Annotated in this window: 22 protein-coding genes; 4 read left to right on the forward strand and 18 right to left on the reverse strand. The window is 60.5% G+C overall.

Annotated elements, in window-relative coordinates:
- Positions 1 to 39 precede the first annotated feature (39 nt).
- Entirely contained in the window at positions 40 to 1,314 is a 1,275-nt protein-coding gene (gene otnK / locus GSQ92_RS09880) for a 3-oxo-tetronate kinase (RefSeq protein WP_158803094.1), read from the forward strand.
- Complete coding sequence (locus GSQ92_RS09885; RefSeq protein ID WP_254065631.1) at positions 1,311 to 1,967, forward strand: class II aldolase/adducin family protein; 657 nt, start codon at positions 1,311 to 1,313, stop codon at positions 1,965 to 1,967. The genes otnK and GSQ92_RS09885 overlap by 4 nt, the downstream gene beginning before the upstream one ends.
- 32 nt (positions 1,968 to 1,999) lie before the next feature.
- Here GSQ92_RS09885 and GSQ92_RS09890 read toward each other — a convergent pair whose 3' ends face one another.
- The 10 genes from GSQ92_RS09890 to GSQ92_RS09935 form a co-directional block, all read right to left on the reverse strand.
- The gene (locus GSQ92_RS09890) at positions 2,000 to 3,064 is read right to left on the reverse strand and encodes an L-idonate 5-dehydrogenase (RefSeq protein WP_254066596.1); all 1,065 of its coding nucleotides are present in this window, start codon (positions 3,062 to 3,064) and stop codon (positions 2,000 to 2,002) included.
- Positions 3,065 to 3,151: 87 nt separating this feature from the next.
- Complete coding sequence (locus GSQ92_RS09895) at positions 3,152 to 4,129, reverse strand: transketolase family protein (RefSeq protein ID WP_158803095.1); 978 nt, start codon at positions 4,127 to 4,129, stop codon at positions 3,152 to 3,154.
- Entirely contained in the window at positions 4,126 to 4,977 is an 852-nt protein-coding gene (locus GSQ92_RS09900) for a transketolase (RefSeq protein WP_158803096.1), read from the reverse strand. The genes GSQ92_RS09895 and GSQ92_RS09900 overlap by 4 nt, the downstream gene beginning before the upstream one ends.
- A gap of 192 nt (positions 4,978 to 5,169) precedes the next feature.
- Positions 5,170 to 5,439 (reverse strand): HU family DNA-binding protein, encoded by a 270-nt coding sequence (locus tag GSQ92_RS09905; RefSeq protein ID WP_158803097.1) that lies wholly within the window; start codon positions 5,437 to 5,439, stop codon positions 5,170 to 5,172.
- A 144-nt stretch (positions 5,440 to 5,583) separates the two neighbouring features.
- Entirely contained in the window at positions 5,584 to 5,916 is a 333-nt protein-coding gene (locus tag GSQ92_RS09910) for a putative quinol monooxygenase (protein ID WP_158803098.1), read from the reverse strand.
- Between the two features lie 5 nt (positions 5,917 to 5,921).
- Entirely contained in the window at positions 5,922 to 7,001 is a 1,080-nt protein-coding gene (locus GSQ92_RS09915; protein WP_158803099.1) for a Gfo/Idh/MocA family protein, read from the reverse strand.
- 50 nt (positions 7,002 to 7,051) lie between these two features.
- Entirely contained in the window at positions 7,052 to 8,077 is a 1,026-nt protein-coding gene (locus tag GSQ92_RS09920) for a 2-hydroxyacid dehydrogenase (protein ID WP_158803100.1), read from the reverse strand.
- Positions 8,078 to 8,209: 132 nt separating this feature from the next.
- Positions 8,210 to 9,727: an ATP-binding cassette domain-containing protein gene (locus tag GSQ92_RS09925; protein ID WP_158803101.1), complete on the reverse strand. Its 1,518-nt coding sequence runs from the start codon at positions 9,725 to 9,727 to the stop codon at positions 8,210 to 8,212.
- Complete coding sequence (locus tag GSQ92_RS09930; protein ID WP_158803102.1) at positions 9,724 to 10,767, reverse strand: ABC transporter permease; 1,044 nt, start codon at positions 10,765 to 10,767, stop codon at positions 9,724 to 9,726. Before GSQ92_RS09930 ends, GSQ92_RS09925 begins: the two co-directional genes overlap by 4 nt.
- 27 nt (positions 10,768 to 10,794) lie before the next feature.
- The gene (locus tag GSQ92_RS09935) at positions 10,795 to 11,991 is read right to left on the reverse strand and encodes a sugar ABC transporter substrate-binding protein (RefSeq protein WP_158803103.1); all 1,197 of its coding nucleotides are present in this window, start codon (positions 11,989 to 11,991) and stop codon (positions 10,795 to 10,797) included.
- A gap of 120 nt (positions 11,992 to 12,111) precedes the next feature.
- On the opposite strand from GSQ92_RS09935, the gene GSQ92_RS09940 reads away from it, so the two are divergent.
- Complete coding sequence (locus GSQ92_RS09940) at positions 12,112 to 12,837, forward strand: FCD domain-containing protein (RefSeq protein WP_158803104.1); 726 nt, start codon at positions 12,112 to 12,114, stop codon at positions 12,835 to 12,837.
- An 18-nt stretch (positions 12,838 to 12,855) separates the two neighbouring features.
- On the opposite strand, the gene GSQ92_RS09945 is transcribed toward GSQ92_RS09940, so the two are convergent.
- The 5 genes from GSQ92_RS09945 to GSQ92_RS09965 form a co-directional block, all read right to left on the reverse strand.
- Positions 12,856 to 13,869, reverse strand: coding sequence for an ABC transporter permease (locus GSQ92_RS09945; RefSeq protein ID WP_254065641.1), 1,014 nt, complete (start codon positions 13,867 to 13,869; stop codon positions 12,856 to 12,858).
- A 13-nt stretch (positions 13,870 to 13,882) separates the two neighbouring features.
- Positions 13,883 to 14,707: an SDR family NAD(P)-dependent oxidoreductase gene (locus tag GSQ92_RS09950; RefSeq protein WP_158803106.1), complete on the reverse strand. Its 825-nt coding sequence runs from the start codon at positions 14,705 to 14,707 to the stop codon at positions 13,883 to 13,885.
- Between the two features lie 35 nt (positions 14,708 to 14,742).
- Positions 14,743 to 16,272 carry a sugar ABC transporter ATP-binding protein gene (locus tag GSQ92_RS09955; protein ID WP_159013404.1) on the reverse strand — a complete coding sequence of 510 codons (1,530 nt, stop codon included), beginning with the start codon at positions 16,270 to 16,272 and terminating at the stop codon, positions 14,743 to 14,745.
- A 68-nt stretch (positions 16,273 to 16,340) separates the two neighbouring features.
- On the reverse strand, positions 16,341 to 17,417 hold the full coding sequence (locus tag GSQ92_RS09960) for a sugar ABC transporter substrate-binding protein (protein WP_159013405.1): 1,077 nt from the start codon (positions 17,415 to 17,417) through the stop codon (positions 16,341 to 16,343).
- 231 nt (positions 17,418 to 17,648) lie between these two features.
- Positions 17,649 to 18,587, reverse strand: a complete 939-nt coding sequence (locus GSQ92_RS09965; RefSeq protein WP_159013406.1) for a dihydrodipicolinate synthase family protein — start codon at positions 18,585 to 18,587, stop codon at positions 17,649 to 17,651.
- A gap of 295 nt (positions 18,588 to 18,882) precedes the next feature.
- Here GSQ92_RS09965 and GSQ92_RS09970 point away from each other — a divergent pair, with 295 nt between their 5' ends.
- On the forward strand, positions 18,883 to 20,049 hold the full coding sequence (locus tag GSQ92_RS09970; protein ID WP_159013407.1) for an ABC transporter substrate-binding protein: 1,167 nt from the start codon (positions 18,883 to 18,885) through the stop codon (positions 20,047 to 20,049).
- A 60-nt stretch (positions 20,050 to 20,109) separates the two neighbouring features.
- Here the strand turns inward: GSQ92_RS09970 and GSQ92_RS09975 are convergent, their stop codons facing one another.
- Genes GSQ92_RS09975 through GSQ92_RS09985 form a run of 3 tightly spaced genes read right to left on the reverse strand, consistent with a single transcriptional unit; the run spans position 20,110 to position 23,606 of the window.
- Positions 20,110 to 20,838, reverse strand: a complete 729-nt coding sequence (locus tag GSQ92_RS09975) for an ABC transporter ATP-binding protein (RefSeq protein WP_158803111.1) — start codon at positions 20,836 to 20,838, stop codon at positions 20,110 to 20,112.
- Positions 20,835 to 22,685 (reverse strand): branched-chain amino acid ABC transporter ATP-binding protein/permease, encoded by a 1,851-nt coding sequence (locus GSQ92_RS09980; protein ID WP_159013408.1) that lies wholly within the window; start codon positions 22,683 to 22,685, stop codon positions 20,835 to 20,837. The genes GSQ92_RS09975 and GSQ92_RS09980 overlap by 4 nt, the downstream gene beginning before the upstream one ends.
- A 24-nt stretch (positions 22,686 to 22,709) precedes the next feature.
- Entirely contained in the window at positions 22,710 to 23,606 is an 897-nt protein-coding gene (locus GSQ92_RS09985) for a branched-chain amino acid ABC transporter permease (RefSeq protein WP_158803113.1), read from the reverse strand.
- Positions 23,607 to 23,815 lie beyond the last annotated feature (209 nt).

Consider the following 23,815-nt stretch of genomic DNA (forward strand, 5'->3'; position numbering starts at 1 on the left):
CCTGGGCGAAACGGCGGATGGGAGAGGAAACGGCAGCGCATGGCCAACTCGGTCATCCTAGGTGCGATAGGCGACGACTTCACGGGTGCGGTCGAATTGGCGGGGATGCTGACCGCCGGCGGCGCGCGTACGCTGTTCGTGACGAGCCCCGGCGGTATTCCGAATCAAATCGACGACATAGAGGCCGTGGTCGTTGCATTGCGATCGCGCGTGGCGCCGCCGGAAGAAGCGCTCAACGAAATAGATCAGGCCGCCTCGGCTTTTCAAAGGCTGCGAACGCGGCAGATCTTCTTCAAATACTGTGCGACTTTCGACAGCACGGATCACGGGAATATCGGCAACTGCGCCGAGGCTCTGATGGAGCGTATGGGCGCCCGCTCTGTGCTGTTCTGTCCGAGCTTTCCCGAGGCTTTTCGCACGGTCTACCAGGGACACCACTTCGTCGGCGACCAGCTGCTCGCCAATTCGCCCAAGCGGCACGATCCGCTCACACCGATGACGCGTTCGGACCTTGTGGAAGTTCTGGCGCCGCAGACTTCAAAGGGGGTCGGGCTTCTGCCTTGGGCGACGGTTCAGGCGGGGGCCTCGGCGATTCGCGCTTTTTCTGAAGCGAAGGCGGCGGAGGGCACCCCCTTTCTTATCGCCGATGCGATCACCGAGGCCGATCTGCGCAGCATCGCGGCGGCGACCTGGGATTGGCCACTGATGACCGGCGGGTCCAGCGTCGCCGCCCACTACCCGGCGCTGTGGCGGAGGCAGGGTCTGATGCCGAACGCCGCCCTCCCTGCCCTCGATACCGTTCGCGGCTCTGGCGCAGTGCTGGCCGGCAGCTGCGCGGATCGGACGCGCGAACAGATCGCGGCATTCGGACGCGACTACCCCGTCCTGAACCTGGATCTGATGGCAGAGGAAGAGGCGGCAGTGACCGGCGCGCTGGATTGGGCCAGGGCGGCGGGACCCTCCAGGCCGTTCTGCATCGCGAGTTCTGCCGATCCGGCCGCGGTCGCCATCGTGCAGAACCGGTTCGGCGTCATCGCTGCGGGGCGCCGGGCGGAGCGGCTGCTGGGGCGCATAGCGCAAGGCCTGGTGGAACTTGGGGTTCGACGCTTCCTGGTGGCCGGAGGGGAGACGTCCGGCGCCGTAGTGCAGGCGCTCGGCGTCGAACGGCTGCATGTTGCGGCCTACACTCGGCTGGGCGTGGGGCGCTGCATGGCGGATATGCCCACACGCCTGTCCTTCTGCCTCAAATCCGGCAAGCTCGGAGATGTCGAAATGTTCGCGAGGGTGCTGGACGAAATGGGAGGCGTTTCTTGAGTGATACGACGGAGAATGTGGCCGCGACCTATCGCGAGATGGGGCGACTCGGGCTGAACTTCGGCAGCGCGGGCAATGTCAGCCGCCGCCGTGGCGAGGGCATGGTGATCACACCGGGGGGTGCCACCATCGATGAGATCACGGAAGACGCCCTCGTCACGATGACGCTGGGTGGCGAGGTGGAGGGTGGCGGCGCACCCTCCAGCGAATGGGCCATGCATGCCGCGATCTATGCGGCCTTCCCGGAGGCCGGTGCGGTTGTCCACAGCCATGCGGACGCCTGCACCGCCCTCGCCTGCCTGCGCGAGCCGCTGCCCGCCTTTCACTACATGGTGGTGGGCTTTGGCGGCGAGGATGTGCGTTGCTCGCCCTACACGACCTTCGGCACGCCCAGGCTGGCGGTCTTGGCCGTAGAGGCCCTTCAAGGCCGCACAGCCTGCCTGCTCGGCAACCATGGCATGATCTGCCATGGCCGTGACCTCAAGCGGGCACTCGCGGCCGCCGTTCGCCTCGAGACACTGGCGCGGCAGTATCTGCTGGCTCGGAGCGCCGGTCAGCCACGGCTACTTACGCCAGAGGAGATCCAGGCGGCGCGCGCGCGCTATCGCGGCTATGGTCAGAGCGCCGTCGCGCCTGCTACGGCGACGGCCTGACTTGCCTTGGATGAAGTCGAGGTCGGGTAGGATTACGGGAAGACGAGTTGCACCTTCATCGCCTGGGACCGATCCGCAGCCAGTGCGAAGGCACTTGTCGCCTCGCCGAAGGGCAGTTGGTGGCTGAGCAGCGAGCGAACGTCCAGCCTGCCGCTGACCAACAGGGCGACTGCCTCCGCGAATTCGCGATCGAACCTGAAGGTGCCGCGGTAGTCGATCTCCCGCACCACGATCTCGCCGAGGGGCGCTGCGATATCGCCACCCAGCATCCCGACCTGGACAAGGATGCCGCAAGCGCGCACGGCCTTGATCGAGGCGGTGACGCCAGAGACATGGCCCGAACACTCGAAGGCGACGTCGAAGCCACCAGTATCCGCGATCAATTCCGACAATTCGGCGGCCTGGGTCGCGACGTTGATGACACGCGCATCCGCTGCCTTCGCGGCGATCCGGAGCGGCGGGTCAGCGACATCCGTCACCACGATTTCGGCCGCGCCGCCGAGTCTCGCCAGCATCGCGACGAGTAGCCCGATCGGCCCCGCCCCTGTGACCAGGACTCGCCGCCCTAGAAGGGAACCGGCACGCGAGACGGCGTGCAGGCAGACGGCGAGAGGCTCGGCGAAAGCCGCGTCTGCCAGATCCATCTCGGCCGGCAGAACGAAAGCCTGGGAGGCGTCGCAGACCAGCAGCTCCCGGAAGCCGCCCTGGGTATGGGGAAAATGCATGGCGCTGCCGAGGAAGCGGATGCTCTTGCAGTGTCGCGACCGACCTTCGCGGCAATGCACACAATGGCCGCAAGGCGCGCTCGGATGGATCGCGACCTTATCGCCCACCGCGACGCCGCGGACATCGGCGCCCGCCTGGGCCACGACTCCGGCGACTTCGTGCCCCAGCACCATCGGTTCCCTCAGCACGATGTTGCCATTGGCGCCATGCTGGAAGTAGTGGAGATCGGAGCCGCAGATGCCTGCGTTGGAGATCCGGACCGCCACTTGCCTTGGCCCCACGACCGGTTGCGGAACGGTCTCGACCCGCAAATCCCTCTTGCCGTGAATCACGACTGCACGCATCTGGACCTCCCCGATAACCTTCGGCATCTCGCCCTTCCTAGCAGAACCCGCGCTTCGGGTCTTGGGCCGCGGCCGGGCGCTTACCGCCTGTTGCGAGGTCGACGCGATTTCGCGCTAGGCCAAAAGCGCCCGCGCGACCTCCTCGATACCCTGCGCGTCGAGCCGATAGTGCCGGTAGAGATGAGTGGGTGGAGCGATCAAGCTGAATTCGTCCTTGATGCCATGCCGGACCAGGCGCGCGCGCGCGCCATGCTCCGCCATCACCTCGGCGACCGCGCCGCCGAGACCTCCCAATATCGTGTGCTCCTCGACCGTCAGTATGATGCGGGAACGGTCGGCCGCGGCGAGGACTGCCTTTTCATCGAGCGGTTTGATCGTGTGCATGTCGATGAGACCGACGGACTTGCCGCCGGCCTGCAGGGCCCGCGTCGCCTCGAGCGCCGGATGAACGCTGGAGCCCGTTGCGATGATCGTGATCTCATCCCCAATGCCGTGGGTGATGGCCTCGCCAAAGGCAAAGGGCGTGTCCTGGTCATAGACGACGGGATCGTGACCACGGCCGATGCGGAAGTAGATCGGCTGCGGGTGGTGAACCGAGGCGCGGATCGCCGCCGCGAATTGCGCGCCATCCGCAGGTGCGACGACTGTAAGATCGGCGATACTGCGCATGATCGCCAGATCCTCCGTCGCATGATGGGAGGTGCCGTAGAAGCCGAGCGAAATGCCGGCATGATGGCCGATCAGCCGTACTGGCTGAGCGCAATAGGCGACATCCATCCGGATTTGTTCGCAACAGAGCAACGCTAGAAACGAAGCGAAGGTCGCGACGAATGGCATGAGTCCCGTCGTGGCGAGGCCGGCCGCCGCCGAAACCATATTCTGCTCGGAAATGCCGAATTGTATGAAGCGCTCGGGGTAGCGCCGCGCGAAGCCGACAAGGCCGTTCGAATATTGCAGATCGGCGCTGCCCGCGACAATGGGATGCCCTTCCTCGGCAAGGGCGATCAGCGTGTCGGACAGTGTCGAGAGAGTAGGCGCGCGGCTGTTCAGTTCGCGATACTGCCACGAACCTGGGTCGAGGGGCCGGTTCATCGGGCGGCTCCCGCCATGATCTCTTCGATCGCGCGCGCCTCATCGGCCGGCGCGAGATAGCCGAGATGCCAGCCCGGCTCCGTCTCCATATAGCTCACGCCCTTGCCCTTGATCGTATGCGCGATGACACATGCGGGTTTGGCGCGTCTCTCGTCGTCACGCAGGCGCCTCAGGCATTCGGCAACGGAAACGACATCGTGCCCATCGACGTCCGAGACGTCCCAGCCAAAGGCTTCCCATTTCTCACGCAAAGGCTCGATCGCCATCGTGTCATCGACGCGGCCATCCAGTTGAAAGCCGTTCCGGTCGATGATCGCGATGAGCCGGCTGAGGCCATGATTGGCCGCGGCGAGCGCCGCCTCCCAGACTTGGCCTTCCTGCATTTCGCCGTCACCCAGCATGACGAAGGTGCGGAAGTCGCGTTTCAGGATGCGGGCGCCGAGCGCCATGCCGAGTCCGGCGGACAAAGCATGACCGATGGAGCCCGAGCTGAAATCCACTCCAGGAACCTTGCGCATATCGGGGTGATCGCCAAGCGGGCTGCCCAGGCGCGTATATTGGTCGAGCCATGCTTTCGGGAAGAAGCCGAGATCCGCAAGAACCGGGAAAAGCGCCACCGCCGCGTGGCCCTTTCCCATGAGAAAGCGGTCACGATCAATCCATGCCGGTTCGTCACGCCTGATGCGCATAGTATCGTAATAGAGCGTTGCAAAGATCTCGGCTGCCGAGAAGGCCGAGGAGTAATGCCCGACTTTCGCAATGCTGATGAGCCGGATTGTCTCCAGGCGGATGAAGCGGGCGCGCTCCTCAAGGCGGGTAATCTCATCCTGTGTCAGCGTCGTGTTCATGCTGTTGCGCCCGTGTTCGAGAGGATGGTAGCCGAGGATGAAGGGGGGACCGGCGCCTTCATACGCTCGATCACCCGCTTCCGCCGCCACCGGGTCTTGCTCGCCAGAGCAGGCTTGCGCGCCCTGTTATTTGTTCTTGAGCCTACTTGGCCGATCCTTTCGCGACTCGCCTTGTCCTGGCAGCCTTGCGCGTTAGACGGCCTTCTTGAGCGTGGGCGAAACCTTGAACCGGACCGTTTTGCCGGCTTTCACCTTCACGGGCTCACCCGTGCGAGGATTGAGCGCCTTGCGAGCCTTTGTCTTGACGACCCGGAAGGTCCCGAAGCTGGGGAGGGTAAAACCCCCGGACTTCTTCAACTCGTTGATGATGGCATGGACTACATCGGTTGCAGCCCGATTCGCGGCCACACCAGTGAGTTCTGCGGATTCCTGGAGGACGGCGGCAATAAAGGCTTTGGACATAAAGCAATTTTCCTTCTGACGCGTGAGCGCAACTTCTGCCCCATCTGGGCTGGGGGGTTCAAGAGCGTTCACCGGCGTCAGGCTATGAATTATCGAGTCGCCACTACCCCGCACCTCGGAATCGCCTCAGGAGCACGTCACCGATCAGGTTTTCGCATGCTCGCTGACCAAATAGGTGTTGATGGTTTTCTCTACGGCGAGGTGGCTGCTCGCTCGATCGAAGGCAAGGAAATGACCGCTGCGCAGATGAAGGTCGAAGGCGCCACGGTCACGATAGAGTTCGTAGAGGAAGACCACTGGCGAAGCCGATTTGTCCGCAGGCACCGAAACATCGAATCGGAGGCACCCCTCCTCCTCCCGGACGGAGTCGGCGGCATTGCGGCGCACCAGGGCGAGAAAGGCCGAAAGCTGGCCATCCGCAATCGTGAAACTGACTGTAACCCCGAACAAGGTTGGAGCCGCAGGGTCGCCCTCCATGATCCTTAGCCCTCCACCCAGCGTTTAGGAACCACCGCGACGCCCCGTTCCGCCGCCAGATATGAGGCATCGACGAGTGCGTAAGTATTGAGGTTATCCGCAATGCTCGTATCAGCCGGCCGACTAGTTCGGAAACTCCTCAGCAGGTGCCGGTTCGTCTCCAATACCGCGACCTGGCTTGCCCGCCAGCGCGGATCGGCCCAGTCGAGCGATGGCAGCTCCACGGTTTCTTCAGTCATCGCGCCGCGGCTGGTGATGACAAGGCGGTTGCCCGCGTGAAGATGGATCGCGCCCTCGTCACCCTCGATCTCGATCAAGGTTTCCGGGAAGGTATCCGGCAGCCTCCGTGATTCGTAGGTGCATTCCACCACCGTTACAGCCGTGGATTCGTGGCGCAACAAAATTGTCGCCGTATCCTCGGCAGCGACGCGCGGATTGCGTCGCTGGGTTTCGGCCAAGACATGCACCACCTCACCACAGAAAAACCGCGCGAGGTCGAGCAGGTGGATGCCGACATCGAGGATGGCGCCGCGCGGCTCCGTCAGAAGATAGGGCTGCGACGCATAGACGTCGAAACCGATACGGAATGAAATACGCGCAAAGGTCGCCTTTCCGATGGTGTTGGTGTCGATGAGTTCCTTCATCCGGGTCATTTGTGGCTGGTAGCGGAAATTCTCATGCACCGCCGCGAACACCTTCGCCCGGGCGGTCGCAGCGGCCATTGCCAGGCAGTCCTCCCAATTTGGCGCGAGCGGCTTCTGGACGATCAGACCGATGCCGTGCCGTGCTACGAGTTCCACCAATGAGCGATGAGCATTCATCTGGGTCACGATATCCACCAGATCGGGCTGCAGCGCGGACAGCATCTTTTCCGCATCAGAGAACCAGGGTACCCCACGCGCGTCACCAGCGGCTTGGGCGCGGCCCTGGTCACTATCACATACGGCGACGAGCACGCCACCTTCATGCTTCAGGTCATCCCAGGCGTTAAGGTGGTTCTGCGCATAGAAACCGCAGCCGATCAGGCCAATGCGCGTCGGCGCCCCGGATTTGTTGGCGTTCGCGATGGCCGTCGAGCTGCTCATGATGTTCGGTCCTGCCTATATGTTTGCGATCTAAGGGCAGTGGTGCCGGTTCAGCTTTCCACCCCAAGCCATGAACGCACACGTGTATGCTTCATCACATCGGGATCTACCACGAAGCGAGGAGGCCGGCCCGACAGAGCTGCATCGATGCCCGAGAGTGCGCTGGTTGCGATGGCACCGAAGCATTCATCCGTCCAGCATAGCGAATGCGGTGTGAGGATCGTATTCTCCATGGTCAGCAACGGGCTGGCCGGATCCACCGGCTCCTGCTCGAACACATCGAGTCCAGCCCCAGCGATCTTGCCTGCCTGGAGTGCCGCGATCAGCGCCGCTTCTTCGACGATGGGGCCTCGCGCGACATTGATCAGATAGGCGGTCGGCTTCATCAATGCGATGCGGGGCCCGTTGATGAGATGCCGCGTCTCATCATTCAACAAGCAGGTGACAACGATGAAGTCGGAGTCACGCATAAGTTGATCAAGCGGCACCAGTTCGGCACCCAACTCGCGCAGAGCCGCCGCATCGCCGAACGGGTCCGCCGCCAGAGCGCTCATGCCGAAGGCACGGGCGAGCCCTATCGTCTCCCGCCCGATACTGCCCGCGCCGACAATTCCGAGGCGTTTCCCCGTCAGTCCTTGGCCCATATGATCCGTACGACGGTTCCATCCGCCGGTGCGGGTCAGCCGGTCCTTGATCAGGAGTTTCTGCGCCAGGGCAAGAACATATGTCATCGCAGCCGTCGCGACAGGGCGACGCACGGCCACAGGTGTATTGGTCACCACGACGCCTGCGGCAGTGAGCGCGGCTACATCGACCGACTCATATCCCACTCCGTGCCTCGCCACGATCCGCAACCGGCAATCGGCACGCGCTACGCTGGAAGCTGGCACGCGCGGGCCATTGACACATAGAGCATCATAGCGCGCGGCAATCTCCGGCGTGATGTCGGTGGTGTTCTCCTCCACCCATTCCCACTCTCTACCACCGAGCGCCGCAAGCGCCGCCTCGCCGAAAGAGGGCGCGCCGCTGCTGGTCAGTAAGTCGCGCGTTATGCCAATACGAAACGAATTTGTCATGTCATCCCTCAGATCGGTTTCGGCACAACGGATGCCGCAGTAGTATCCCGAATCTCCGTGTATTTTCTGCTCGCAAAATCCTGGTATATTTTCTTTCTTTCTGCTTCGGAGGCGCCCCATCGAAAGGCGCGGTTACACGGCCTCACCGGCCGCGCGCGCGACAGTGGCTGCCAACTCTTCGATTCGCTCGTGATCCGCGGTCTTTATGGATGCCGCCAGCCGACCCTGAACAAAGACAAGCACCCGATCCGCCGCTTCGAACACCTCGAGAATTTCGGTACAAAACATGAGGACCCCCGCGCCGTCGTCGGCAAAGTCACGCAGCAGCTGATATATCTCGCGCTTGCTTCCGATATCGACTCCGCGCGTCGGCTCTTCGAGCAGAATAAGCTGCGGTCGTTTCAGAATCGCTTGTGCGATCGCAACCTTCTGCTGATTGCCCCCCGACAAGGTCGTTATGCTTTGGCTCGCCGACTCGGCCTTGACCCAGAAGCGACGAATTTCGACATCCGCCCTCGACTGCATCTCGGCCTTCTTCAGCCGGCCATAGATATTCGCGATCTCGGGTCGTGCCAGACGAGCAAGAATATTGTCGCCCACGGTTAGGTTGTGAAACAAGCTTTCCGAGCGCGATGGCGCGACATAGGCCGTAGCCGAGCGGACATGCGCGACGCCTTCGCGCCCTCGCAGGCGAATATCGCCACGAGAATTTTCGAAACCGGCAATGGATCGCAATACTTCCCGGGCGCCCGATCCTTCCACACCCAAGACCGCGACCACCTCACGCGACGCCAGCGCGAACTCTACATTCGAGAAGGCTTTCGCGGTGTGGCACCACGCGCTTACCTGCAGCAGCGGAGGCTCGCCCGGTTCCTTTCGCGCTCGCCTGGCCGCATCGTTACTCTTCTCATCTGGCTCGAGTCCTCGCACAAGGAGACGGGCTATTGCCTCTTCCGTAAGTCCCGTGCCAGTGAGTTGTCCATCAATCCGTCCGTCTCGGATCAAGGCGACACGTCGTGTGTGCCTGACAAGATCATCGAGCCGATGAGTGACCAGAATAACGATATTGCCCGCCTCGGAGACCTTGTGCAATTCACGGAATAGATCTCTCGACTCATCCGCGCTCAGAGCCGAATTTGGCTCGTCAAACAGGAAGATTTTCGCGTTGCGCGCCAGGGCCCGCCCAATTTCGACACGCTGGCGCGTTGCCAGTCGAACCTTCGATACAGCGTCGTTGGAGTGGACTAGGATTCCCATGGTGGACATGAGTTCCCGATCTGGTTGGCGAATACGCGGCCTGAAAAAGCGCGTTCGTTCACGCCCGACGAGGAGGTTTTCGGCGACTGTGAGATTGGGAAATAGCTGTGGCTCCTGGTGGACGACGGCGACGTGCTTAGCCAGGAACTCACGCGTGCAGTGCCCGTCATCATTCGAAATCTGCCCGGCATCGGCATCTTCCTCGCCCGCTAATATCCTGATCAGCGTGCTTTTCCCGGCGCCATTGGGTCCGGCAATCCCCAGTATCTCGCCCGGCGCGAGATCAAGGTCGAGGCCTTGCAGTGCGCGGGTGTTTCCGTAACTTTTGGCGAGTCCCCGTAAAGCTATACCACCGCCCTTCGACAGGGGCGCGGCACTCACTCCCGGAGTCACGCCGCCCTCCGGGACCGAAATCGGCTGAGGGCGATATCTAAGCCGACTGCTCCCACCGTCACAACCCCGAGAAAAATCTGTTGCGCGTATGGACCCGGCGATAGCACCGCAAGTCCGGTCTGGAGTTCGGCGAGCAGAAACGCGCCGCCTAAGGTGCCGATGATTGTGCCCTTCCCGCCGGAGAGGCTGGCGCCGCCGATGACCACCGCCGCGAAGACCGGGAAGGTCTGTGACAATCCGATATCGGGCTGCGTGGTCTGAACAAACGAGAAATCCAGTATGCCGGCCAGGGCCGCCAAAACGCCCGCCGCAGAGAAAGCAAGGATTTTGTATTTATCGACCGGTAGGCGCGCGAGGCGCGCCGCCGCCGCATTGCCGCCGATGGCGTACAGACGAAAGCCGAAGAGTGAGTAATGCAGAACGAAGCCGACGACCAGCGCGGCGCCGATCATCCAAAAAATCTCTGCTGAGAGCTGATGCGCCCCCAGCTGACGTGTCAGACCAACAAAGAACTTAAGCTGCCCGGCCGCGACATTCGATCCATCCGGAGGGTAGACCGGATTGAAGGTAGTGGCGTTGGTAACAAGCAGCGAAAGGCCATAGAGCAGATTGTAACTGCCTAAAGTGACAATGAAAGACGGGATGCGCGCCCAGGTGCTCAGAATTCCGTTGCACATCCCAACCACGGCGCCGATCACGAGCGTCAGCGGCAAAGCCAGATAAATCGGCAAGCCACCCAAAATCCACGTAACGGCGAGGATGTTCGACGCAAATCCGTACATTGCGCCAACCGACAGATCGATTTCGCCACTTATGATGACGAGCGTCAGGCCAAGACCCAATATCGCGACCGAGCACATCGAGCGGAGAATGGATATCCCGACATCGATGCTCAGGAAAGCCGCGTTGAAAAGGTCAAATACAATCGCGACGATGATGATCGCCGCAACTAACCCGCCAGCCCGCACGACAACGGCGAAGCTCGCCCTGAAGGGGAGCTTGCCTGTCATGTCTCCAGCCCGCCGCGATCCGTCAGGCATGCGCCGTCCCGCCCGCCATCAACAATCTCACTGCTTGTTCGAGAGGAATTTCTCGAACTGCGCGCGCGCGGCTGGCACGCCCGGTTTTAGGACGGGCAAGAGGCTTTGGGTATTCGCCAGGACTTCCCCTTGCGATAGGAAACGGGCGCAGGCAAACGGACCGAAAGCTCCCTGATCGGGCCAGCGCTGATCGAGCAGCGCGATCTGAATGCCCTTGTCAATTGCGTCAAGCTGGCCTTTGCTGACGTTCCAGCCAATTGTGAAAACCTTCCCAGTGCGGTTCAGATCGACGATTGCGCGATCAGCGTATTCGGCCCCGATATCGACATTCACGATGAATTGGACGTTTGGATGGCCCAAAAGGAATGTCCGATAGGTATCGTAGGTCTTTCCTGGATCGAAGGACGTGTTGATGGCATTCGTTTCAGTGGTGAGGAATTTCGTATCGGGAAGGGCTTTCTCGATGGCCTCCCTGAAGCCTTTCAGCCGCCCTTGAGCCCACTGCTGTGACGGGGCACCTCCCGATATCGCGAAGACCTTGGGATTATTACCGGATGTCTTCATCCAATCCAACACCACTTGTGCGGCTGTCGCGCCCTCTTTGAGCGGAATCTGAGTGAAGTTTGTGAATTCATGCCCATGGGTCGGGACGCCAACGGAAAACACCGGAATACCCTTGGCGATCATCTGATTGACCAATGTCGTTGCTGAGTCGAACGTCACCGGCATGACGGACAAGCAATCTATTTCGTTGGTGGCGAGCTTAGCCTGAATCTGGGAAACCTGCTGGTTTGCGTCCTCCTGCACGGGCGCGATCGCGGCGCAATTCATGGGGTAGATGGCTTTTGCTTCCGCGCAGCCGTTCTTGAATCCCATCAATTGTTGCTGGGAATATAGCGGAATGCCGGAGGCCTGGTAAGAATAGACGACATTGATCGGTTCATGCTTGCGAATCTTGTCGGCGATGCGGTCCGCGAGCTTGAACGTGCCCCAGGGCATTTGCATGGTTATTGGAGCGCCGGGCGGTTTCGGCCCGGAGCTCGGAACTTGCGATACGCTCTGAGCCCGGGCCTGTCCCGTGATTGCCAGTGCCGACAGCAAGGCGATGAGGCCGATCTTCTTGTACATCGTTCCATCCTCTTCCGGGCTTCGCCCTTGTATTTTACTGCAGGGCGAAGGAGCCGACGCATCGGAACACTGGATCGCTGAGGAGCCAGCATGCAACGCGGCTATTCCGCAAAGCAATTTTCTCTAGCCTATTGTCGCCGCTATTGACTGTCAACCTGTCTGATAGGCAGAAAGACACGGTCGGCTTCGAAGAAGGTCTGACCAGCGGAGGACGCAATGGGCTTTCAGCCTGTCAGGAAAGCGCGGCTATACGAGCAGGTCACTTCCCAGATCGAGCGGATGATTGTGCAGGGTCAACTCGTCGATGGCGAGTTGCTGCCCGCCGAAAAGGAGTTGATGAGCCGCTTCAACGTGAGCCGCGCGACTCTCAGAGAAGCACTGCTGTCCCTGCAGCAGAAGGGAATTATCGACATCAGGAACGGAGAGAGGGCGCGCGTCACTAAATCCAATATGGACAAGCTGGTTTCCGCCATGAGCGGTGCGGTGAGCATATATCTGTCCGAGGATGAGGGCGTCCATCGATTCCAGGCTTTGCGGAAAACATTGGAGGTCGCGATCGTACGCACTGCTGCGATGACCGCTACCTCAGATGAGCTGGAGCAGATTTCAGCCGCGTTGGAAAAAAATCGAGCGGCCAAAGGGAACAACATCCTGTTCAGCCAGACGGACGTGATCTTTCATCTTGAAATTATACGAGTCTCGCGAAATCCTTTGCTGGTCGGCATCTATCAAGCGCTCACGGGTTGGCTGACGGAGCAGCGCAAGCAGGTTCTCGAAGTTCAGGGAGCGGAGGAGACGGCGTTCACCGCACATTCCAAGATCTTCATGGCTCTGGTTGACCGGAACAAGGATCGTGCAGAGGAGGCCATGGCCGAGCATATCGACACGGTGATTTCTCTATACTGGAGCCAGGTCGAACAATCCCGTGTGGAAGCAGCTTGAGAACGGCCTGGATAGTCCTCAGCCCCCGGCGATACGGCGGTTCCGCTGATATCTCACGATCTGGTCCAAGGCGACGGCTACCACAATGACAGCGCCGGTAACGAAGGTACTCCACGTAGCGTCGATGCCGAAGAATATGATGCCACTGCTGATGACCTGAATGATGAGCATGCCCACCACAGCACCGATCACCGTGCCCGCGCCGCCGGAAAGAGGGGTTCCGCCGATAATGACAGCGGCGATGACAATGAGCGCGAAGTCCGCGCCCTCATTTGGATCGATCGCCCCCCGAAATCCGATGTACATCGACCCTGATAGTCCGCTGATGGCGCCCATGAGCACGAGTGTTTGCAACCGGACCAATGCTATCGGGATGCCCGCCAGACGCGCGGCATCTGGATTGCTGCCGACGGCCTGCACGCGATAGCCGAATCGCGTGCGCCGCAAGACGATATGCAGAATTATCGCGAGCAACACGAAGATGATGGCGACGACGGGAACGACACCAAGGACCTTCGCCGAGATGAAGGTAAAGAAGCTGCTCGATTCGTCCGATGGAACGACGGCTCGGCCTCTGTTCACGACAAGCGACAACCCCTGGAACATGGAATAGGTGCCGAGCGTGATGATGATCGATGGCAGGCGCAAACTGACCGCCAAGGCGCCGTTCATCAGCCCCAGCAGAGCGCCGAAAGCCACGCCGCCCAAGGTCGCGAGCCATGGATTGAAGCCGGCGACCATGAGGGTCGCTGAAAACACGGCCGAAAAATTAAACATCCAGCCGACCGAAAGATCGATCTCGCGGATCGCCAGCAGAAACACCATGCCGAGCGAGAGCATGCCTTGAAAGGTCGTATTGCCCAGAATCGTCAGCAGGTTGAGCGGATTCAGAAAACGCGGCCGTGAGATCCCGATGATCGCCATCAGAACAACGAGTGCCACGACAACACCGACTTCCTCCGGAACCCCAAAACGCCAGCGTGCGCTTCGCGGCGCCGCGGTCGAGGAAGGTCCCGCACTCAGGCCGCGCATATCGCTCACGCCGTCATTTCCTCCAAGGCTGCGTTTCCGAAGGCTTGCCCCAACTTGGAATAGGGGCCTGCAGGCCCCCTTGAATCCACAGGAACCGTCCGCTGACCGTGGCCGCGTCTGGACCCATCAGATCGAGAACCAAGTCAGCCGCTTTTTCGGGATCGTCGCCACCAGTCTGCTCAACCCAGCGTGCCCAATCGCGGTAGGCATTGGCGACCGGACCCAGCCGTTCGGCCGCGTCGCGGATCTCGGCCCACATATCGGTCTTCACGTCACCCGGATGGATGACATTGGCAGTAACGCCTGTGCCCGCGATTTCCGCCGCGAGATGGCGCGTGAATTGGTTCAGCGCGGCTTTGCTTGTACCGTAGGCGCTGTTGATTGGCCCTGGTTCGTGCAAGGAGGCCGCCGATGTGACATTCACGATGCGACCCCAGCCCATATCGATCATGCCCCCCACAAATGCGCGGCAAGTGAGATAGGCGCTGACCGTATTGGCCATGATGGTTTCAATCCAGGCTGCGGGATCGCTGTCTTTGATAAGTTGGATCGGCCCGAAAATCCCGGCGGCGTTGACCAAAATGGAAGGGCGGCCAAGTTCGGCCTCCACGCTGGACTTTATGAGATCAAGTGACTCTGCCCGGCTAAGATCCGCAGGCAAAACATGGGAGCGGCCGCCTAACGCGGCCACCAGCTTCGCCGTCTCCCGGAGTTGCGCTTCTTGCCGCGCGACGAGAGCGACCGTGGCACCCGCCCCGGCCAGCCGCACCGCCACACGCTGGCCCAAACCACGGCTCGCGCCGGTGACGACGGCGATCTTTCCGGTGAGATCTGTCATCGACTGGCTTTCCTATGACTTTCCATCGGCAACGATCACACGGCACGGCTTTTGGCCGCTAGCGCCGGCATCTCGCCCGTATTGATCAGGTGGAGTAGAATTCTATTTTCGATGTCGGCGCCGCTGACGGTTCCTGCCAACCTGCCGCGATAGAGAACCATGACGCGATCGCATAATCCGATGAGTTCCGGCAGTTCCGTCGAACTAAAGAGCACGATCCGGCCATCTGCCGACATCTGCCGAATCAGCTCATAGATCTCCCGTTTCGCACCGACATCCACACCGCGCGTCGGATCTTCCAGGAGGATCACGTTGGGTGCGATCTCCAGCCATTTGCCGACGACGACCTTCTGTTGGTTTCCACCGGAAAGCTGATTGGCCAAGGTATTGGATGATTTCGTTTTGATCCTGAGCTTATCGATCTGACGCTGGGCTCGCGTCTGCGCGCTGCGATGGCCGAACCAGGGACTCCCGGTGTTCAAGGCGCCGACAAGAACGTTACTGATGTTGAAGAGAATACTCTTGTCGAGCATAAGGCCCTGATGACGACGGTCCGCCGGAACCAGGCAAATGCCTCTCCGTGCCGCCTCTGTCGGGTTGCGGGGCAGGCCCTTCATATCCGGATAGCGAACCTCGCCTGATTTCGCTTTTTGTGTTCCGAAGAGCATTCCCAACAGCGTAGACACGCCTGAACCCTCCAAGCCGGCCAGGCCCACGACCTCGCCCGAAGTGACGTCGAAAGAAATCCCCGCCAGTTCCTGGCCGCTCAAGCCGCTAACATTCAGCCGTGCCGGCGTCGCGGTGGTCTGATTTGGCAAAGGTGGTGGGAACAGTTCGCGTGCCTGTGTCCCAATCATGCCCTCGATGACTTCCGATATCGTGAGGTCAGATGTAGCTTTTGTCAGAACGTCATGTCCGTTGCGGGTAATCGTTACCCGGTCGGCGATAGCGAAGACTTCTTCAAGGCGGTGCGACACGTAGAGCATGGTGATACCCCCGGAACGCAGCCGCCTCAGAACCTCGAATAGCCGTTTCGTCTCCCGCTCGTTTAGGGCCGAATTTGGTTCATCGAGAATGAGCAGCCGTGGCTCCTCCAGAAGAACCCGACAGAGTTCCACAAGTTGCTGCTCGCCTATGCTCAGTGCGCTGATAGGCGCATGGACGTCGACATGCAGGCCCAATTGTCCCAAAAGCGCTCTGCTGCGATCCTCCATGTCTCGCAACGAGACCAGACCCGCGCGCACCGGCTCGCGATTGACGAAGAGATTGGCGAGAACGGAGCGCTGCGGGAAAAGGCTGAGCTCTTGATTGACGATGCCGATTCCGGCGGCGCGAGCGGCGGTGGGAGAACCAATCGTGGCGGCCTGGCCCTCGATCAACACTTCCCCGCCGTCAGGGCGCACGGCGCCAGCCAATACCTTCATCAGCGTGGATTTCCCGGCGCCGTTTTCACCGACGACGGCGTGAACGGTGCCCCGTGCCACTTCGAGGTTCATGCCGCTCAGCGCGACAACGCCGCCGTAGCGCTTGGTCAGACTGCGAACGGAAAGCAGTGGGTTTGCCACCGCCGGGCTCGCCGCAGCACGAGCGCGCGTTAGGTCCCGGCCATCGTCGCGCTCGCCCTGCATGCCGTCTACTGGGATTCGGCGGAGATGGGCTGCATTCCGTTGAGCGCGTCAGCGCCTGCAACAGTCTTCGCCCAGGGCTTGTAGAATTCCACTGTGGCATCAGGGGAGGCTGATATCGTCTGGAGTTGCTCGAAGGTGATCTTCGGCAGATTGTTGCCCATATCAACACTGCTGGCCGTCACGACCTGGGTGCCGGCATTGAAGAAGCCGACAGGCAGAGGCTTTTTCGTCTTGATCGCTTGCACCACCAGAGCTACGGGCAGGTACCCTTGGACATAAGCGCTCTGTCCGAGCGTGACATAGGCGTGACCGTCCTTCACTGCCTTGAGATTTTGCGGCGTAAGGTCGTAGCCGCCCGCGATGAACTTATCGCCATTCGCGGCATTCAGTTTGCCAAGACTCGCGACATCAGGTGCGCAGAGGCCAACGAGCGCGACCGCATCCGGATTGGCCGCGTAAAGCTGCTCCCAATGGTTGTAGTTCTCGACTGCGCTGACCTTCACGTCGAAAGGTCCGAGAATCGTCAGCCCTGGCGCCGCTTTGAGCGATTCCTCGACACCCCGCCCGCGATTTTCGAGAACCGTGAGTCCCGGGAAGCAGTTGCCCAGGATGACCTTGCCTTTTGCGGAGGCGCCACCGAGCTTGTCGAAGATCATCTTGCCGAGGATACGGCCGCTTTCCGTCGAACGCTCTCCGACGTAAGGCCCCTTCACTGCCCTGCTGAGCAAGTTGTATTGGGCCAGCGGAACGCCGCTTTCGATGATATCATCCAGGCTTCTTGCCATGGACTCGCCCGGCACTGAAGTCGCGACGCCCTGTGCGCCGGCATTGACGATGTTCTGCACAAGCTTCAACTGGCCGTCCGGATCGCTGCCGGATTGCTGGGCAACCTTGAGGTCGACACCCAGATCCTTCGCCGCCGATTGGGCACCTTCGATAATCTGTTGGATGAAGGAGTCACCCTGCGAATGGGTCACGAAGCCGACCGTGGTCTTGTCCTGCGCTTGAGCAAGCGGCGAAAGTAAACTGACCGAACTCGCGGCGAGCAGGATCATTGGAATGCGGTTCTGCCACATGGGCATATTGTTTGCTCCCTAAGAGTAGATCTTGGCGGCCTGCCGTCGATCCTCGCTCCCTGGCTCACGCTTTGGGTGCAATGGGTCTTCCCGCCCATACCGCGCTATATTCTAGACATGAGCGGTTATGATCGGTCAAGACCGATCATAACGCGCCACGCAAAATCGACCGTTTGTTCATCTACAGATCGAAATTCGGTCAAAATCCCTCAGAACCAGTCGGCCGGAACTTGGCGCTCATTCGGCTAGACCCGCCGCCCGCGCATCCTGTCGCTCCAAGCGAGCCAACAGGTAGTTGACCTCGGCTTTGGCAAGGGCCGTCATGCCGCCGGCGGGTTTGCGCTGGGCATCCGAGGCGAGGATGCCGCGCTTGGCCATCACGTATTTGCGGATGGCCAAGCCGATGCCGGGCTGCTGCTCGTAGCGCAGCAAAGGCAAATGGGCGTCGAATAAATCATGCGCCGCGTCACGCTGCCCAATGGTCTGCAAGCGCACAACATCGACAAGCATGTCGGGGAAGGCGTAGCCCGTCATGGCGCCATCCGCGCCGCGCTCGGTTTCGAAATCCAGGAACAATCCGCCATTGCCGCACAGGATGGAGATGGGACGCATCGCCCCCTCAGCCTGCCAGCCGCGCAAGGTGGAGATCTTTTCCAGCCCCGGCCAATCCTCGTGCTTGAGCATGACGCAGGACTTGTTTTCTGTAACGATCCGCCGGATGACGCCGGGAGTCATCACGACCGTGAAGTTCAGCGGATAGTCCTGGATCACCCAGGGCACGTCATCGCCGATCGCTTCAATTGCCTGGCTATAGTAGGTCGCAATCTGGTCATCGGTGCGCAGTGTGTTCGGCGGCGCAATCATCACCCCGGCTGCACCGGCCTCCATGGAGGCCAGGGCCAGGCTGCGCATGATGGCGAAGCCCGGTGCGGAGACCCCCACGATTACCGGCAGGTTTTCGGCACGGCGGATGAAGCGCGTGGCGACTTCCACCGCCTCCTCATTGTCCAACTTCGGCGCCTCCCCCATCACGCCGAGCACCGTCATGCCCGTACTGCCGACCTCGCGATAAAACTCCGTCATGCGGTCGATCGAGGCGAAGTCGATGCGGCCATCCGCGCTGAAAGGCGTGGGCGCGATTGGGTAAACGCCCTTGGCAGTGTGATCCAGTTTCATGGCTTGTCCTTGGAATCGGTCGGAACCGGAATACTGCAATCCTTCGCGCCGATAAATGCCGCAGGTGGGACAACCGGGGCATTTGGGCGGTGCGTTGAGGGCGCAACGAGGAAGACCTGTGGACAGGCGCGGCGATGTGGCAGACAATCAGTCGGAAGACAGTCGCGCGCGCTGATCCTCGCCTATCCGGTTCGATTGCTAATTCCGGACGGCGGCACAAGGGTCCTTCGCTCGGCTAAGTGGTGAGGCCAGCAGCGTATAACATTCCCGGACTTAAAGAGGAAAGAGAGATCCGATGAGGAAGCGTCTTGCTAATAGTATTATCACGACGGTGGCTACACTGCTTTTCGGGACGGGCTATGCCTATGCAAACAGTGATCCGATCCTGGTTGGTTTGATTGCCGGAACAACCGGCGCTTATGGATCGACGGGTGTCGCCACGGTTCAGGGTGCACAACTCGCAATCGAGAAGATCAATGCGAGCGGTGGTGTGCTCGGCCGGCCGCTCAAGCTGGAATGGCACAATGATGACGCTTCTGCCACGCTCGCGGGTCAGTTGTTCAAGAAGCTTGTGAGCAATGGGGCGGTTGCGATCGCTGGCTCGCCAGATACCGGGCCTGTGACGGCGCAGCTGGCCAATCGGTACAAGATTCCGGATATCGGCGTGGTCGATGACGGCGGGCTGACGGTTTACACCCAAGGGCCAGATGGCGCGCCGAACCCTTGGGTTTTCGATTTCGGATTGAACACCTTCGCATGGGGTGCGAAAATCGCGGAATATGCGTTGAAGCATTGCCCGTCCGGTCTCGCCGTCCTGCATGACCCGACGACCTATGGCGAGGGCGGTTATTACGGGATCAAGCAGGTCTACGACAAGGCCGGCAAACTCATCGCCAGCAATCAAACGATTACCGAGAATTGGTCGACCGGCGCGACGACCGGTCTGATCCCGGAGATCAACGCGATCAAAGCGACCGGGGCGACCTGCGTTGACGTGTGGCTTACGCCTCAGGATCAGGCGGCATTTGCTCAGGATCTCCATTCTCTCGGGCTAAAGTACACCGTCTTCGGCAATGACGAGACTAATGCGGACGATACCTACTCCAAGCTGGCTGGTGATCAGGCGGACGGCACGATCAGCGCGGCGCTTACTTCCGCGCTGCATCCGAGCGCCGACCTGCAAGCTTTTGCCGCGGACTATAAAAAGAAGTTCAACGAGGACCCTACGCCTTTCGCTGAGACGAGCTACGACAGTATCATGATGCTCGCTCAGGCCATCACGAACGCGAAGTCGACTGAGCCGAAAGCGCTCCAGGCGGCATTCAACTCGATCTCGCATTTTGGTGGCATTACCGGCGATCTTGGCTTCAGCCCGCAGAACCACGTTACCATTACGGCCGCCGAACTAACCCTGGTCAAATACGACGCGGCGACCAAGACATGGGTAGAAGTTACCGACTAAACTCCTGATTGGTAGGATGCACCGAAGCTTATATTTGGTGCATCCCGGGCGGGGGATCGGCTAGCCCAGATACTTATTGATCATTCCGATGCCTTCATGGCCGATCGTATCCGGATTCATCTCGTCGACAATTTCACCGTGCGTCATGATATACAGACGGTCGCAAATCCGCACCGCCACATCGATGCGCTGCTCGACGAGCAGTAGTGAGGCGCCTCTTTTCCGCAGTTCCAGAAGCGCCTTCACGACGATGTCCACAGCAACTGGCGACAGCGCCACTGAGGGCTCATCCAAAAGCAGCACCTGCGGATCGCTCATCAGCATCCGCCCGATCGCGACCATCTGCTGCTCCCCGCCACTGAGGAAAGCCGAGCGGCGGCGGCGGTAATCCAGCAATACCGGAAAAAGTTCGTAGACCGACTCGATGAGCGCCTGAACCCGCGCCTTGTCCCGGCGTAGATGTAAGGCGCCGAGCATCAGGTTGTCTTCCACCGACTGATCGAGAAAAAGCCGGCGACCTTCGGGAGCGATCGCGGCATATCCGCTGGCGATCCGATGCGTGGGAAGCGCGGAAATCTCTGTTCCGAACACCTGGATCGTGCCTCTCCGGTGTTTCACCAGACCCATGATCGCGCGCAAGACCGTTGTCTTCCCGGCACCATTCGGACCGAGCAGCGCGACGGCTTCGCCCTCCTCGATCCGCAGGCTAATGTCGCGAACGACGTCAAAACGCCCGTATCCAGCGAATAGCGATGAAATCCGCAATGCCTGGTTTGGTTCGGTTTTCATTCGCCCAGATATACCTGCCTGACGACGGAGTTTGCCCTAACCTCATCCGCCGTGCCGGTGAGGATGACCTCGCCCGCATTTAAGACCGTCACTTGATCACAGAGTGGAAATAGGAAACGCGTCTGGTGCTCGATGATGATCATGGTGACGCCCTGAGCCTTCAGACCGCTGAGAATACGCGCCAGATGATCAACCTCCCGCGTTGACAGACCGGTTGCCGGTTCATCTAGAATGATAATGTCCGGACCCGCCACGCATACCGATGCGAGCTGCGTTAGTTGCTCGATCCCATGCGGGACACCACCGACCCGCCGATTGGTCCAATCCCCGGCGCCGGCCGAAAGCAGAGCTTCGGCGGCCCGTGTTTGCATCTGTTTCATGTCGCGCCGGCCGGACGGGAGCAAAGGCCAGACTGCCGCTCTTCGCACGATACCGGGCACACTGCTATATAAGCCGACCAGAACATTCTGCCGCGTGGTCAATTCGCGCACCAATTCGGCGGCCTGAAAGGTTCGCCGCAGGCCGAGCCGCGCGCGATCGCTCGGGGCAAAACGATCGACCCGCGATCCCCTAACGGTCGTCGTTCCCGACGATGGTCGCAAACGGCCGGCGATGACATTCGCAAGCGTGCTTTTGCCGGATCCGTTCGGGCCGATAAGGCCGTGGATATGGCCGCGCTTCACAATGAGATCCACGTTGCGCAGGACTTTGGGACCGGATCCATAGCCGAATTCGATGCCACGGCATTCGACCATAATTTCATCAACGGCCGGTCCATGCTGCATCAAGGCCTGGTTTGGACGTGACAGGGGAACAGGAGCGGCCTCCTGTTGATCCGCACGCCCGATGGTCTCGCTCCTGCCGTCCCGAAACACGTAGCGTTTGATTATTCCCACCACACCCTCGGGGAAGACGGTGATAGCGAAGATGGAGAGTGCTCCGTAGATGATCTCTTGGAGCCAAGGGTTGATATTGACGACGGCCGGGAATGCGCTGACGAAAGCGGCGCCCACAAGCGGGCCTAGCGTAGTATTGATTCCGCCCAGCAGCACCATGACGAGGATGTTCAGCGAGACCGCCCAGTCGAACTGACCAGGAGATACGACGCCAAGGAAGGAAAAGAGCCATCCCGCGAATCCCGCCAAGGAAGCTGACAGGCCGAAGACGCCGATTTTGATAAGCGCCGTACGCGCTCCAGCGGCCTCAGCGAAGGGCTCGGCATCCCTGATCGCGAGCAGCACTGGATACAGTGGCGATTTCCGTATGTTCCAGACCAGAGCAGTGGCAGCGAAAAGCGAGAGCATGGCGCACCAGGCAACCGATGAGCCGAGCACGGTGAGGCTTTGCGGGAAGTCCGGGAAAGGCGGGCCAAGCAAACCTTGTGTGCCACCCGTAATCTGTAGATCTGTCGCCAGAACCGTGATTATGAGGGTAAAAATGAATGTCGTGATGGCGAAATACAGGCCGCTGACGCGAAGAGACATCGCGCCGATCATCATGCCGCTCAGGCCGGTGATTGCGAGAATAACGGGCAACAGAACGAAGACATTGATGTTCAAATCCGTGGCCGCCAGTGTCGTGGCATAGGCGCCGATCGCGAAGAAACCACCCTGGCCTAGCGAGTAGAGTCCAAGCGTGCCCGCGACCAAATCGAGGCTGATCGCCAAAATTCCAAAGACCGCGGCAACCAGGACGAGGCTTTGGAGGTTCAGATTTAAATTCGCGACAATATAGGTGAGGAGAACATATCCCACCACTACGAGCAGACCTGCCGCTTGCTTCAATCGGGCCGCGATTTGCCCCATCCGACCGACTGGCGTTGAGACTTGCACCGGCTTTCCATTCATCGCGGCGTTTCCTCGGCAGCGCGATCAATGTGCCGGGCGGAGACGGAGCAAGAAATTTCCGGAACTAAAAAGACCTCGCGGCGTGAAAATCAAAATCACCACGAGCACGAGGAACGGAAACCAGTCGGATGCCTGCGAGTTGATCAGTGCATTGGCGCCCTCGGACAGAATGCCCAGAAGCAGGCCGCCGAACATGGCGGCAACGGGCTTTTCGGTTCCCCCGCCGATCATCATCGCGATGAAGCCATAGGTTCCGTAGGTGTCACCGAGATAGGGGTTCGCGAAGGTCAGCGGCCCGATCAGGATGCCTGCGATGCCTGCGAAAAGCCCCGAGATAGCGAAGGCCACGACCGCAACCACCGTGATATTCGCCCCGATGGCGGAGGCCATTTCCGGATCGGCCGCGATTGCCATGCCAAGCTTGCCAAACAGCGTATGCCTGCGCACCAACTCGAATACGGCGGCAAGGCCAATTGCTGCGACAATTGCCAGAAGCTGCTGCTGCGTGAGAATGGCGCCTCCGATGTGGAGGCTGGAACTGTTCAGAAGCGGAGGAAAAGGCCGCGACGTCGGACCCCAGATATAAGCGGCGGCATTCTCGACCACCACGGCGAAGCCCAAGGTGCTCACTAGCCAGCCGAAGCTGAAGCGATCGAAGGCGAGGATCGGCCGCACCGCCACCACATAGGACAGGACCCCGATGACGCAGGAGGCGGCGAGTCCCGCGAGAACCGCTATCCAAGGGGAACACCCGGCGGACGAAATCGCCGCCACGACCATAATGGCGATCATCAACAACTGTCCCTGGGCAAAATTGATGACGCGGGTGACGTAGTAGGAAATCGCCAGTGCCATCCCGATCAGGCCGTAAATCGCGCCGATCGCAAGCCCACTGAGTATGACCTGGAACAATGTAATCATGCCCTTATTTTTCTTGCTTACACCTAGCCGCGGGCCGCCACTCACAATCAAGGACCGGCTGCCGAGCAGCGTCCCCCATCCAGCTTTAGCACTCAAAGCCGGTCGGCCGACCCTATCACGCTGGGCATAGCTGTTAGCACTTGTGCAGCGCACAAAAGGAATTGCCCGTCGATGCATCCGACATCATTGTCCCGTCCGCAGCACGGCTA

Source organism: Acidisoma sp. S159 (assembly GCF_009766125.1).
Classification (GTDB): domain Bacteria; phylum Pseudomonadota; class Alphaproteobacteria; order Acetobacterales; family Acetobacteraceae; genus Acidisoma.